The organism is Thalassolituus marinus (genome assembly GCF_020320395.1).
In the GTDB taxonomy this organism is placed as follows: Bacteria; Pseudomonadota; Gammaproteobacteria; order Pseudomonadales; family Oceanobacteraceae; genus Venatoribacter; species Venatoribacter marinus.
Genome location: NZ_JAEDAH010000048.1, coordinates 1 through 12,617, shown reverse-complemented (window position 1 = coordinate 12,617; position 12,617 = coordinate 1). Strand labels below are relative to the sequence as shown.

At 51.8% G+C, this 12,617-nt stretch carries 12 protein-coding genes; 2 read left to right on the top strand and 10 right to left on the bottom strand.

All coding sequences use genetic code 11. The features are described 5' to 3' along the window. Positions 1 to 796: sterol desaturase family protein (locus tag I9W95_RS10010; RefSeq protein WP_225674417.1), on the top strand; the 796-nt coding region annotated here is incomplete at its 5' end. A gap of 66 nt (positions 797 to 862) precedes the next feature. Here I9W95_RS10010 and lspA read toward each other — a convergent pair. The 6 genes from lspA to I9W95_RS09980 form a co-directional block, all read right to left on the bottom strand. Then, positions 863 to 1,399, bottom strand: a complete 537-nt coding sequence (lspA, locus tag I9W95_RS10005) for a signal peptidase II (RefSeq protein ID WP_225674415.1) — start codon at positions 1,397 to 1,399, stop codon at positions 863 to 865. A gap of 400 nt (positions 1,400 to 1,799) precedes the next feature. Continuing rightward, entirely contained in the window at positions 1,800 to 4,940 is a 3,141-nt protein-coding gene (locus tag I9W95_RS10000) for an efflux RND transporter permease subunit (RefSeq protein ID WP_225674414.1), read from the bottom strand. 74 nt (positions 4,941 to 5,014) lie between these two features. Beyond that, a complete protein-coding gene (locus I9W95_RS09995) occupies positions 5,015 to 5,956 on the bottom strand; it encodes an efflux RND transporter periplasmic adaptor subunit (protein ID WP_225674412.1) in 942 nt (313 codons plus the stop codon). Beyond that, on the bottom strand, positions 5,953 to 7,293 hold the full coding sequence (locus I9W95_RS09990; protein WP_225674410.1) for a TolC family protein: 1,341 nt from the start codon (positions 7,291 to 7,293) through the stop codon (positions 5,953 to 5,955). Before I9W95_RS09990 ends, I9W95_RS09995 begins: the two co-directional genes overlap by 4 nt. A 436-nt stretch (positions 7,294 to 7,729) precedes the next feature. Beyond that, on the bottom strand, positions 7,730 to 7,912 hold the full coding sequence (locus tag I9W95_RS09985; RefSeq protein WP_037431559.1) for a hypothetical protein: 183 nt from the start codon (positions 7,910 to 7,912) through the stop codon (positions 7,730 to 7,732). A 12-nt stretch (positions 7,913 to 7,924) separates the two neighbouring features. Beyond that, a complete protein-coding gene (locus I9W95_RS09980; RefSeq protein WP_025265561.1) occupies positions 7,925 to 8,824 on the bottom strand; it encodes a cation transporter in 900 nt (299 codons plus the stop codon). A 77-nt stretch (positions 8,825 to 8,901) separates the two neighbouring features. Between I9W95_RS09980 and cadR the strand changes: the two genes are divergently transcribed. Further along, positions 8,902 to 9,309 (top strand): Cd(II)/Pb(II)-responsive transcriptional regulator, encoded by a 408-nt coding sequence (gene cadR, locus I9W95_RS09975; protein WP_025265560.1) that lies wholly within the window; start codon positions 8,902 to 8,904, stop codon positions 9,307 to 9,309. Here the strand turns inward: cadR and I9W95_RS09970 are convergent. The 4 genes from I9W95_RS09970 to I9W95_RS09960 form a co-directional block, all read right to left on the bottom strand. Then, positions 9,287 to 11,275, bottom strand: a complete 1,989-nt coding sequence (locus I9W95_RS09970) for a cytochrome c/FTR1 family iron permease (protein ID WP_075274246.1) — start codon at positions 11,273 to 11,275, stop codon at positions 9,287 to 9,289. The genes cadR and I9W95_RS09970 overlap by 23 nt on opposite strands. Before the next feature lie 229 nt (positions 11,276 to 11,504). Next, positions 11,505 to 11,738 (bottom strand): GDCCVxC domain-containing (seleno)protein, encoded by a 234-nt coding sequence (locus I9W95_RS18510; protein ID WP_276667984.1) that lies wholly within the window; start codon positions 11,736 to 11,738, stop codon positions 11,505 to 11,507. Then, the gene (merP, locus tag I9W95_RS09965) at positions 11,738 to 12,025 is read right to left on the bottom strand and encodes a mercury resistance system periplasmic binding protein MerP (protein ID WP_050660120.1); all 288 of its coding nucleotides are present in this window, start codon (positions 12,023 to 12,025) and stop codon (positions 11,738 to 11,740) included. The genes I9W95_RS18510 and merP overlap by 1 nt, the downstream gene beginning before the upstream one ends. A gap of 17 nt (positions 12,026 to 12,042) precedes the next feature. Beyond that, entirely contained in the window at positions 12,043 to 12,402 is a 360-nt protein-coding gene (locus tag I9W95_RS09960) for a mercuric transporter MerT family protein (RefSeq protein ID WP_015485718.1), read from the bottom strand. Between the last annotated feature and the right edge of the window lie 215 nt (positions 12,403 to 12,617).

Below are 12,617 nucleotides of genomic sequence, written 5' to 3'. Positions count from 1 at the left end.
GGTCCAATTGCATACCCACGATGGCATCCTTTTAAAAAGGTTACTCAGTCGTGGGCAGTTACACAATTTGGTTTACAGGCTCTTCGCCACCGAAAAACTGACACCCTATGATCGTGCGTTTAATGAACCGCAACAAGATCAGCGACGCGATCTGCTTCACGCCTTCATGAACGAGTCACTTAATGTTATTGGCGTTGCTGTACTCCCGTTATTTGGTGGCTTGCTGGTCTTGGCACCGATATGGCCTTCCGGGTGGCCGCTGGCTTTCCAGTTACTTTTGGCGATCCTCATTTCTGATGTTGGCATCACCCTGGCGCATTTTGCCAGTCATCGCCTCTCTTCACTGTGGCGCCTTCATGCCGTTCATCACAGCGTAAAACGGCTATACGGTTTTAATGGTCTTATGAAACATCCATTGCATCAATTGATAGAAACCGTCGCAGGAACGACACCATTGCTCTTTGTAGGAGTGCCACAAAATGTCCTGATGTTGTTGGTGGTTGCAGTAGTGCTTCAGTTACTATTGCAGCACTCGAACGTGGCGTATTTTACTGGACCGCTGAGGAGGGTTCTCGCAATCAACGCGGTGCATCGTTTCCACCACTTAAATACGGCAGAAGAAGGCGATGTGAACTTCGGGCTTTTTACCACCTTGACGGATCGCTTGTTGGGAACGGCTTATTTTGACTCTGAACGAACGATCGGTACTAAAGATCTTGGTATCGCTTCAACGCCGAATTATCCAGCTGACTATTGGCAACAGTTGATGCAGCCTTTTCGACGGGACAAGACATGAGGTTATTTAGTAATTGATAAATCCGAGAACACGCTCCACATGCCACAGCGGGAGCGTGTTCTCCACTTACCTCATTCCTTTGTTGTTTTCATGGTCGCTGTTATCGCCTTCATCATGAACTTGATGATTCCTACTACCTATGGTATTCACAATAAAAATACATACCCCTATGAATATCGCTGTATCAGCCAGATTGAATGCTGGCCAATGAGAATAGCTCCAGTGAAAATCAAGAAAGTCCACTACCGATCCACGCCATACACGATCAACCAGGTTGCCCAATGCACCACCAAGCAGCATCGAATAGCTCGCCGCTTCAAGCCGGGTTGGACGCCGCCGCATTGTCCAAACCAACCAAACCGATACGCCAGAGGCTAATGCAATAAAGAAATAGCGTTGCCAGCCACCAGCATCAGCTAGCAAGCTGAATGCAGCCCCAGGATTCATCATGTGTACGATATTAAGAATTGAGTTAATCTCCACGCGCTCACCGTACTCTATCGTACGCTCAACGGCATACTTACTCGCCTGGTCCATCAGTAATATCAAACCGGAAAGACACAGCCAACCACAAAAGGTGTTTGTCGGGTTAGAGTTCGCCATGAAGTTAATTTTCTTTTCCTCCAATCGGTAGCGCTTGCTCGACAGGGGTGACGTATACCCAACCGGATATGTTGGGTCCGATTTTCCCGGTTTTGCGTATGATAGCCGTCACCTCATCCACCTGATTGTCATCACAGACCAGAGATTTGTACTTCTGAGATAACCACGCCAGCTTCGGCAGAATAGGCCAATTACCGCTCCCCGAGGGGCTTCAAAGTACCCTTGATGTCGAGTAGCGATAGGTTTTTGTAACCCGCGTCACGCAGTCGTCGATGACATCAGCGGACCGAACGTGATGTATAAAAGCGGTAATTTGTTTCATGTGAATACTCCAAAAAAGTGTCGTCATTGCTGTTGGATGGATCGCGACAATCGGTTGGGTGCCGCGATCCTGAGGGTGTCACTGAGCGATCGGATCGCCGTTGTCATCAATCTCTTTTGGCTTTCGCCAAGCCAGTCGATAAAGGCCGGGAAGTACCAATAGAGTGAGTAACGTGGATGAGATAATGCCGCCGATGACTACCGTGGCCAGTGGCCGCTGAACTTCCGCCCCGGTGCTGGTATTGAGTGCCATCGGCAGGAAACCTAATGCGGCCACCAGAGCGACCATCAATATCGGCCGCAATCTCAACATGGCGCCGCCCAGAATCGCCTGCTCGACGGATTCACCGCGATTGAGCTCATCCCGAAAGGCCGACACCATCATGACCCCGGTCAGTACCGATACACCGCATAAAGTAATAAACCCAACACCGGCGGTAATCGAGAGGGGGATGTCCCGTAACCACAAGGCGATAACGCCACCGGTCAGCGCCAGCGGTACGCCACTAAAGACCAATGCCGCATCTTTTGCTGAGCCAAAGGTCATCATCAACAGTGCAAAAATCATCACCAAAGTGACGGGGACAAGCAGGCTTAACCGCTGCGAGGCCGATTGCAGTTGCTCAAAGGTGCCTCCATACTCCAGCCAATAGCCGGGCGGCAATTTCACCTGCTGCGCAACTTTGCCCTGAACTTCAGCCACAAAACCACCCAAATCACGACCGCGAACGTTCGCGCTGACAACCAGTCGCCGCTTGCCGTTTTCGCGAGAGATCTGATTAGGTCCAGGGGCCAGCGTGAGACTGGCCACTTCCCGCAGCGGTACGTAGCCGCCCTCTGGCAGCGGTATCGGCAAACGTTCCAACGCGCGCAAGTCGCCCCTTATGCCCTCGGCCACTCGCACCACTATCGAAAACCGCTGGTCGCCCTCAAAGATCAGGCCGGCCTCTTCACCACCCGTGGCGGCGGCAACTACGTCCTGCACATCGGCGACATTCAAGCCATAACGATACATGGCTGAACGGTCGGCATTAATGGACAGAATAGGCAAGCCGGACACCTGCTCGACCTTAACCTCTTCGGCGCCCTCAATACCGTTCAATACCGCCGCGATTTCGCCGCCCGATTTAAGCAGTTGCGTCAAATCGTCACCAAACACCTTGATCCCGAGATCGGAACGCACACCTGAAATCAACTCGTTGAAGCGAAGTTGGATCGGCTGGCTGATCTCATAGGCATTTCCCGGCAACAACGACAGTTTCTCACCAATTTCTTCCAACAGCTGCGCTTTGGTTTTATCGGGATCGGGCCATTCACTGTGATCCTTGAGCATGACATAACCATCGGAAATGTTCGGCCCCATGGGATCGCTGGCGACTTCGGCCGTGCCGACGCGCGAGAAGTAGGTTTTAACTTCAGGGATTTCCAGCACCGCTTTTTCCAATTGAAACTGCATATCCAGAGATTGAGTGAGACTGGTACCCGGTATTCGCAGCGCCTGGATGGCAATATCGCCCTCATCCAGATTCGGGATAAATTCCGTACCCATCCGCGTTGCCAGTGCGCCGACCAAAACCACAAAGATCAGGGCCGCAGACAATACGAGTACGCGAAATTTGAGTGCCCACGCCAAAACCGGGGCGTAAAACCGTTTGGAGTGGCGAACAATAAAATTGTCCTTCTCCTCGATATGCCCCGTCATAAACAGCGCCACGGCGGCAGGGACGAAGGTGAGTGACAGCACCAACGCAGACAGCAAGGCCATGATTACCGCCATGGCCATGGGCGTAAACATTTTGCCTTCCACGCCGGTTAGCGCCAGGATGGGTAAGTTCACCAGAATCACTACCAATACGCTGATCAGACTTGGTGTAAATACCTCGCGGGTGGCCGCAAACACCGTTTGAAAACGTTCGTCCAGCTTTAAGGTGCGCCCAAGGTGGTGCTGGCGTCCGGCCAGGCGCAAAATGCAGTTTTCGACAATGATCACCGCGCCATCCACAATCAAGCCAAAATCGAGCGCACCCAAACTCATCAGATTGGCACTGACCTTGGTTTGCACCATGCCTGTCATCAACATTAACATGGATAAAGGGATCACCATTGCGGTAAGCAAGGCCGCCCGGACATTGCCCAGCATGACCAGGAGCACGACAACAACCAATATCGCGCCTTCGGCCAGGTTGGCTTGTACCGTGGCAATGGTTTTATCGACCAGCACCGTACGGTTATAAACCGGCTCGGCAATCACGCCTTCAGGCAGCGTTTTATTGATCTCCAGTAACTTGGCCGACACCGCCTGGGAAACCGTCCGGCTGTTGCCGCCCAGCAGCATAACGGCGGTACCCAGTACTGTCTCCTCACCGTCGAGTGTCGCAGCACCGGTGCGAAGTTCCTTACCAAATCCAACCTCGGCCACGTCAGCCACGGTTATGGGTAGGCCGTCACGACGTGCGACGATGATTTTTTCGATCGCCGGGATGTCAGCTACCTGTCCGGGGGCACGAATCAGGTATTGTTCGCCATTTTTTTCGATATATCCGGCACCGATGTTGGCGTTGTTTTTCTCCAATGCCGCCACCAGATCGTCGAAGCTGAGCTGGTAGGCCAGCAGCTTTGCAGGCTCAGGGGTAATGTGGAACTGCTTTTCGAAACCGCCAATGGTATTGACTTCGGTGACGCCAGGAACCAGACGCAACTGGGGACGGATCACCCAATCCTGCAAGGTGCGTAAGGCCGTCGCATCATACGGCTCACCGTTTTCTTGCAAGGCGCCCGGTTTTGCATGCACCGCATAGTGAAAGATTTCACCGAGACCTGTGGCAACGGGTCCCATAACCGGTTCGATCCCCGCAGGCATCTCGCTTTTCGCCTGCTGTAATCGTTCGTTGATCAGGTTGCGGGCGAAATAGATGTCCGTGCCTTTTTCAAACACCACGGTCACTTGAGACAGGGCATAGCGTGATATCGAACGGGTACTCTCAACATAGGGCAACCCCGTGATCGCCAGTTCTACCAGGTAGGTAATGCGTTGCTCCACTTCCAGCGGTGAGTAGCCTGGGGCTTCTGTATTGATTTGCACCTGGACATTGGTGATATCGGGTACCGCGTCAATGGGTAGCTGCTGATAGTTCCAGACACCCAGGGCGCCCGTTACCAGCACCAGAAACATCACCAGCCAGCGGCGTGCGATGGAAAATTGAATGAGTTTATCGATCATCACACACTCCTTCGTTGAGCGGCGATAGAATGCTGCTCCGGCCGATGGAATCCAGAATGTCTTTCAGGGAGCTATTAATCATCATCGCCAACCTCCCCTTTACCCAATTCCGCTTTCAAAATAAAACTGTTTTTGCTGACATACACTTCATCTGCGGACAGACCTGCCACCACTTCGGTTAGCTCACCGTCGGTTCGCCCCAAAGTCACTGTACGTGCTTCAAAACCTTCCTCACCCCGAACAAAAACGACAGGGTTATCCTCGACGATTTGCAAGGCTTCGTTGCGGATCACCATTGGAGCGGCTATTTCGGCGCGGGTGATTTGCGCGTTGACAAAGAGGCCAGGCTTCCAGGTGCCATTCGGGTTGTCGATCAAAACGCGCGCCATAATGGCCTGGTTGCCATCCTGCCCAAGCGGCGCAATATAGATGATATTTCCCTCCGCAATTCGGCTTGAATCGAGGCTGAGAATGCGAACCTGCTGGCCTAGTTCAACCTGGGCAACATCCTTGGGAAAAATCGACAGCTCTACCCAGACCGTGGAGAAATCCTGCACTACCAACAGCGGGGTATCGCTGGCTTGCTCGCCAGGGTTAGCGTGGCGCTGGGTAATAACGCCATTGAGTGCAGAGACTATCGAATAGGTTTTCAGGCTTTCATTCGCTTCTACGGTCAACAGGGTTTCGCCCTTACGAACCGGATCACCAACACTTTTTTTAACTTCCCGAATAACGCCGTCGAAGCGTGCCGTTACCGACTGTACACGCTCTGCGTTGGTGGCGACGACGCCATATACTGGCAAAACATCGCGGATGGTGCCCGAGGTAACGGTTGCCAGCGTAATGCCGGCATGTTTTATCTGCTCCTGGGTCAGCTCGACGTGGCCTTCTTCACCGTGCTCTTCCTCTTCTCCGTGACCCGTCTCGGCGAAAGTTTGTCCGGACAACAGGGTGATCGCGAAGCAACACGTAAGTAGATGGACAATTGATTTTTTTAATTGGGTATTTGATTTCATTGTGGGGTTCCTGAGAATGTGTTGTCTTCGCCATACTGCGTCAAGGCCAAGGGCTCTGCTGTTAGCTGCTCAATTTCTGCACCATAGGTTAAGGCTGCTGCGGCCGCTTCGATCTGGGTGCGCCTGGCGCTCAATAATTCCTGCCGCGCGCTGACATAGTCGAGATACCCGTAGCGACCGCGTTGATAGGCCGCCTGTGTTTCTACCAGGGCCTGCTCAAGGGCGGGAATGATCGCGGTACGTAGCGCCTTGACCGCGACAATGGCTTGTTTGCGGTTGTGAAAAGCCCGGAACAGTTGCGTGTGTAGATCCAGCAGCATTACATCGCGCTCTGCCAACACCTGATTCTTTTCGGCCAACGCGGTCGAAACGGCGCCGACATTTCGCTTGCCGGAAAACAACGGCATGCTGAAACCCGCTACCAATGCGGTGTCATCGGTCTCCTGCAAGCGACGAACCCCCACCGACCAACTGATATCGGCACTGGATTGGGTTTGAGCAAGGCGTATTTCTGCTTCTTTGAGGCGGGACTCTGCTGCGAATACTTCTATCGCAGGATTTTTTTCAACTTTGGCGTACAACAGGTCGAATGCCACGTCCTCGCCAAACTGGAATAGATCACCTTCCACTTTGTCAAAGTCCGGTGAGGTTACCCCCCACAGGGCAGACAACGACACTTTCAAATAAGCAAGCCGTTGCTGCTCCGAAAGCAAAGCGAGCTTCGCTTGCTCGGCAGCGGCCTGTGCCCGTTTGACTTCCGCCTCGGGTGTCGCTCCCGCCGTAGCCCGCTTTTTCACAATGCGTAAGCTCTCGCTCGCCAATTGGGCGGCCTCGCCAGCCAGGGTGACCTGCTCCTGTGCTGCTAGCACATCGACGTAACGGCGGGTGACTTCGCCCAATAAGGCCAAGGATTCCACCTGTCGGCTGGCATTGAGCACCGACCGACTGTGGGAGATTACGCCTTGCCGTGCCGCGCGCTTATCCCCCATTTCGATGACCGAAGACAGCGCAATGGTGAGTTCAGCACCACCTGCGCCGCTGAAGTCCCCAGTGCCCCCGACATTTTCAGCGTCAAATCCCAGCTCATACGCCGGTCTTAACCCGGCTGTTTCGGCCTGCCCTTGAAGGGCTGCGTAGCGGTAGGGAAAAACTTTTAAAGACGGGTTTTGTGACAAGGCGCGCTGCACCGCATTGGTCAGCGTGATCGTTGAGTCCCCAGGTGCGGCGTTAAGCCCCGACGAAGAAATAAAAAATAATAAACTGAACAGAATGCAGCGGCTTTTGATATTCCTCCGCCCAAAAGCGCCAGAACCCGGCGCAGTACGTATTGATAGCATATGGTAGATCCTACTTATTTAAGATAATTCAAACCGCGCGTTGCAACGATAACGGCAACACAGAAAAAACATAATCGGTAAAATCAGGCGATTGGAGGGCGGTACAGCGACGAGGATGGGGCCTCGGGAATGAGGGCTTGAGAGTCGTTATGCAACGAATGTTTATGCAAAAAGTTTGGGTGAGTCAGGTTACCGGATAAATAGACATGGCAATGGCAGCCATGGTGATGGCAATGAAACAGGCAGTCAGTGGACATATTCTGATCAGTGGGATCAGTAGCGGTCGAGCTATCCAGTACTCCCGATGATGAGCCATCGATGAAATCAGAGGAATAAGGGGCTGTATCCGAATAATTAATGGGATGCACGTCAGCCATAGCTGTCACTGATTGCAGTGCAATCAAGAGTAACAGCAGATAAGACAGTGCTTTTCGACTCATAAACCGAACATAACCCCAATGAAATGGAATAAACTGCGAAGCAGTCCACCCTTGATTACGGATTCAATCCCCGATTGTCCCAGCGCCTTTCGTTTACCTGTTATCCGCTTATCAAAGCGAGCCAGGTCGAGGATTTTTATTGGCGAGTTATCAAAAAAAGACCATTGCTTGTTGTTCATATTGTGCTCGGCTCAGGACTTGAGCTGCAAGATACGGCGCGCACCATTCAACACAATCAAACCGATGATAAGGCCAATCACCAAGTCTGGATAACGTGAGCCCGTCCAGGCCACCAATCCACCGGCAAGGATCACCCCTAGATTGGCAATCACGTCATTGGCGGAGAAAATCCAGCTGGCTTTCATATGGGCGCCGCTATCCCGGCTTTTGGCAATCAACAGCAGACAGGTCACATTGGCCGCCAAGGCAACAAGCCCGAAGCTCATCATCAAAGTGGAAACCGGTTCACTACCCAATACAAATCGCCTTACCACCTCGCCCAAAGCGCCCAAGGCGAGAATGATCTGAAGCCAACCGGAAAAATGGGCTGCACGCAACTTCATCCGCACACTGTGCCCTACGGCATACAGCGCCACGCCGTAGACGGCGGCATCAGCAAACATATCCAGGGAGTCCGCAATCAAACCAGTGGATTGCGCCCACCAGCCGACAGTAATTTCAATGACAAACATGATGCCATTGATTGCCAGTAGCCACTTGAGAATGCCAGCTTCTCTTTCTGCCTCCTGTTTTGCAGACGCCTGCGCACGGGCGATGGACTCGCTGGCGACGGGCATTGTACTGACAAGTCTCGCGCCTAGACCGACTGATTGCATTCTTTTTTTAATAAGGTCAGCGTTATCACCATGGTAGACACTCACCTTGCGCTTGGGGGTATCGAATTCCAATGTGACTTTAGGATGCACACTGTCCAACGCCATACGGATCATGCCTTCCTCTGAAGGACAGTCCATCTTGGGGACATGATACTCACTAACAAAGCCGCCATGAGAAGCGTCGTGTACTTCGGCAATTTGGGGAGTGTTCTCCGTCGCGTTATTTTGGCAATTGCCACCGCATGTGGTCGTCATAAAAAACCCTTGTTCTATCCAAGGTGGGCAGTTTAAACTCTATAGTTACTATAGAGTCAAGCACAGAGATTGAATAAATGAAGATTGGCGAGCTGGCAAAAAAGACGGATTGCTCGGTGCAAACTATCCGTTACTATGAAAAAGAACAGTTGCTGTGCACGACACAGCGTAGTGACGGCAATTTTCGACTTTACGATGAAGCTGCTGTCGAACAGCTGCTATTTATCAAGCTCTGCCGTAACCTGGATCTCAGTTTGTCCGAGATCCGCCAGCTACTCACATTAAAACGCTCACCGGGTGCGCAATGTGATCAAGTCAATCGCATGATGGATACGCACATTCAACAAGTGGAAACGCGCATTCAGGAGCTGGTTCAGCTGCGCGAGCATTTGAAAGTACTTCGCCGCAGCTGCTCCAGTGAAAGGACGATCGAACAGTGCGGCATCTTGCAAACGTTAACCACTAATCAGCATCAGAAGCGGTAACACTTACGCGCTTGAAATCGGACGCCTGTGTTATCGGCGGTGATGTTGCGCGTTTTGATTTGGATAGTATTAAAAATACCAGGTAAACCAGAAGTACCGAAAGTTGCGCAAGCACGCCTTGCCAGGTGGATTTGACGCCAATCCAGTCAATCTCAAAACTCACAGGTAATGGCGTCATACCGATGATGGCCGCCTCCTGTAATGCCGACACAGCTTTGCCCATCAGGACAAATGCGAGCGCTAGCAGCAAGTAGGTGGTGGCTGAAAAGAATTTGGCGATCGGCAGCTTGACGGAAAAGCGAATCAACACCCACGCCAATATGGCTAACAGCAACAAACCGAGCGCAAAGCCACCACCAACAGAAGAATATTGGGTTGATACCGCCTGCGTTAACAGCGATTGATAAAATAATACGGTTTCAAACACCTCCCGGTAAACCGCCACAAATGCCAACGCCACCAGCCCCCACAAGGTGCCAGACTTAAGTTGGGTATCGACATGTTGCTGAATGTAGGCTTGCCATTGTGCAGCCTGGGTTTTGCTATGCATCCAGATCCCAACATAGAGCAGTACCAACGCGGCCAATAAAGCGGCAATTCCCTCCATGATTTCACGATTGGCACCACTGATCGTGATCAACGATTGAGCGGCGATCCAGGTGGCACCACCGGCAAGTAATGCCGCAATCCAGCCTATGTGGACATATTTAAGCGCATCCCGACGCCCGGTTCTTATCAAAACCGTCGTTAAGGCAATGATAACCAGCAATGCCTCCAGGCCTTCGCGCAACAATAAGACCAGACTAGCAGTGAATAAAGCTCCTTCGGACAAGGTGGACTCTGATAACAAACGTTGTGCGTCATCCAACAAATGCCGCGTCTCCGCCATTAGCGCACCCAATTCTCCGTTTACGTCGGGGCGGCTGGTCAATTGTCGTAGTGCCATCATGTTGGACTCGATGGATTGGCGCAGTGCTTTGTCATGCGCATCGAGGCTGTTTTCAATCAGTTCAAAACCGTCCAGATAAGCACTGACGGCGAGTTCACTTGCGGTTGAAAAATCTCCCTTCTGATGCGCTTTTTGGGCGGCTTGAAGTCGATTCCATGTGATTGCCAAGGGATCTTGGGATGCCTTGAATAATGCCGAGGGGTTAGCGCGTAAACTCTCCAAAGCTTGTAGGGTTATATCAGGGCGTGCTGCTGCCAGTTGCAGTGGGTTGTGATTAATCAGCTGCAGTTTGGTAATATTCAAATCATTGTGAGTAGGTTCGCTGGATTGAAAAGCGAGTCCACCGACATAGAATGCCATCGACCAACGCTCTTGCTCCGTTAGTTGTTGAAAAGATGGCATGGCGGTGTCGTCAATGCCATTGGTAATGGCGTCGTATAAACCCAAAATTGATCGATTTAATGCCCGCTCTTTATCGGTAAAGTCCGTGGGTGCGGGATCGAGTTGTGCTGCCAGCACTCCGTCACCTTGACCAGATACTCCATGGCAAGATCCGCAGTTAGTCTCAAATACCGGCCGGATTTTTTCTTGAGGTAATATCCGTTCCGGCAGGGATAAATGTGGCATCAATCCCAACAATGTGCCGCGTAGGCTGGCACTCATTTGACGGATCTCATCAACACCTTTCTTATCATGGATGGCCCTCTGCAATGCCATTGCTTGCACTGCGAGTGACTCTGCATCAGCAGTGGCGGCCAGCGAGCTCTTGCTAACAATCAGTTGTGAAAACTCCACCATCTCCTGATATTCATTGTCATTAATTACCTGACCGTTTTTCACCGCTTCGGCATAATCAACGCCTATGTATTCAGCGAGCTGTGCCAGTTGCCGGAGTTGAGTAACGTTGTCTGGGATCTCAGCTTCATTCGCCCCGGCAGATAGAGAAAGTGGCAGCATCAGAAATATGATGGCATGAAGGGTGGCTCGTTTCAGGCGTTGCAATCTGCAATCAAACATCTCGGTGTTCTCTTATTCATGAATCGCTAATGATTATTGATCGCAATTGTAAACTCTATAGCGCTATAGAGTCAAGAGAAGTAAAAATTACAGTCGGTTGGAAACCGTTTTGATAGAGAGGCCTTACCAAGGCTCGCTCCTTAATCTTACAGAGATCATTGAAGGTGGATTGATACTGGAAAATCATCGACTTAACCGGGTGAGTGACATGCAGATTTGCGAGGTCCACTTAACCGCCGCAACAGGTTCCTGTGTCTTTATTGCCTTGTGAGAACTGTATGGGCGGGCATGGTACCGAGCCATAGGAACAGTAGACACAGCAGTCACCGAGCTTCGGCTTCAATAAAACATGGCACTGCTCACACTCGTAGAACCACTGACACGCGTCGGTGGGCATGGATTCTGTTTTTTTATGGCCGCATTCGGGACAAGTCAGCTCGGACTGCAAAATCACCTCTGGCATCATGGTGTTTCCGTTTTCACGATGGTCGATGGATAACCGGCATGGGTGGTCGCTTCGACCAATCTGTCAGCGTTGGTCAGGGAATCCTCAAAGGTTACTACGGCTTGCTTATGCTCATAACTGACCTCGGCTTTTGTTACGCCTTGGACCTTGGTGAGTGCCTTTTTGACCGTGATCGGGCACATGGCACAGTTCATGGTTGGCAGATCCAGCGTGATGGTTTGTGGCTTGGCCCAGGCCGAGAAGCTGGCGATGGTGAATACGAGACCGAGAATGATTTTCTGCATGGTTAGCTCCAGAGTGTTCATGCGAACAGAGGAATCCAGTAGGTGCTGGTGACGAGCACCAGCGCCACGATTGCAGCGATCCAGAAAACCATTTGCCGCCGTTTCCGAGTTTGCGGCACAGCGCAGACGGTTCCCGGTTCACAGGTATCGACCGGTCGATAAACCTGCCAGCCAGCCCAACCGAGCAACAACATAACAAGCATGATGAATACGGGACGGTAGGGCTCCAATACAGTCAGGTTACCGATCCAGGCCCCGCTGATACCCAGTGACAGGAGCACAAAAGGCCCAACACAACACAGGCTGGCGACGGTGGCAGCGGTAATGCCACCGATGATAGGTAGCCTTGTGTTGGTGAATGACTCTTTTCCTGCCATCGCCGACTCCACTTTATTGACCTAGTGAAATCAGTGTAAGTCCCGTACCAAGGTACGGAGTCAAGTCCAATGCCTTTTATTGACGAGGAGCAGGTTGGAGGGATTCAACAATAGGACATGCCGCATTATCAGAGCCTGTAAATAAATCTGTGTAACTGCCCACCCCATTACAGGTGACCGTTCAGGCGGTCACCAAATTCGATAATAAAGCGATT

Bases quoted from the DNA above. Each gene is read 5' to 3' on its own strand.
- lspA (WP_225674415.1), bottom strand. From the start codon at position 1,399: ATGGCGAACTCTAACCCGACAAACACCTTTTGTGGTTGGCTGTGTCTT.
- I9W95_RS10000 (WP_225674414.1), bottom strand. From the start codon at position 4,940: ATGATCGATAAACTCATTCAATTTTCCATCGCACGCCGCTGGCTGGTG.
- I9W95_RS09995 (WP_225674412.1), bottom strand. From the start codon at position 5,956: ATGAAATCAAATACCCAATTAAAAAAATCAATTGTCCATCTACTTACG.
- I9W95_RS09990 (WP_225674410.1), bottom strand. From the start codon at position 7,293: ATGCTATCAATACGTACTGCGCCGGGTTCTGGCGCTTTTGGGCGGAGG.
- I9W95_RS09985 (WP_037431559.1), bottom strand. From the start codon at position 7,912: ATGAACAACAAGCAATGGTCTTTTTTTGATAACTCGCCAATAAAAATC.
- I9W95_RS09980 (WP_025265561.1), bottom strand. From the start codon at position 8,824: ATGACGACCACATGCGGTGGCAATTGCCAAAATAACGCGACGGAGAAC.
- cadR (WP_025265560.1), top strand. From the start codon at position 8,902: ATGAAGATTGGCGAGCTGGCAAAAAAGACGGATTGCTCGGTGCAAACT.
- I9W95_RS09970 (WP_075274246.1), bottom strand. From the start codon at position 11,275: ATGTTTGATTGCAGATTGCAACGCCTGAAACGAGCCACCCTTCATGCC.
- I9W95_RS18510 (WP_276667984.1), bottom strand. From the start codon at position 11,738: ATGCCAGAGGTGATTTTGCAGTCCGAGCTGACTTGTCCCGAATGCGGC.
- merP (WP_050660120.1), bottom strand. From the start codon at position 12,025: ATGCAGAAAATCATTCTCGGTCTCGTATTCACCATCGCCAGCTTCTCG.
- I9W95_RS09960 (WP_015485718.1), bottom strand. From the start codon at position 12,402: ATGGCAGGAAAAGAGTCATTCACCAACACAAGGCTACCTATCATCGGT.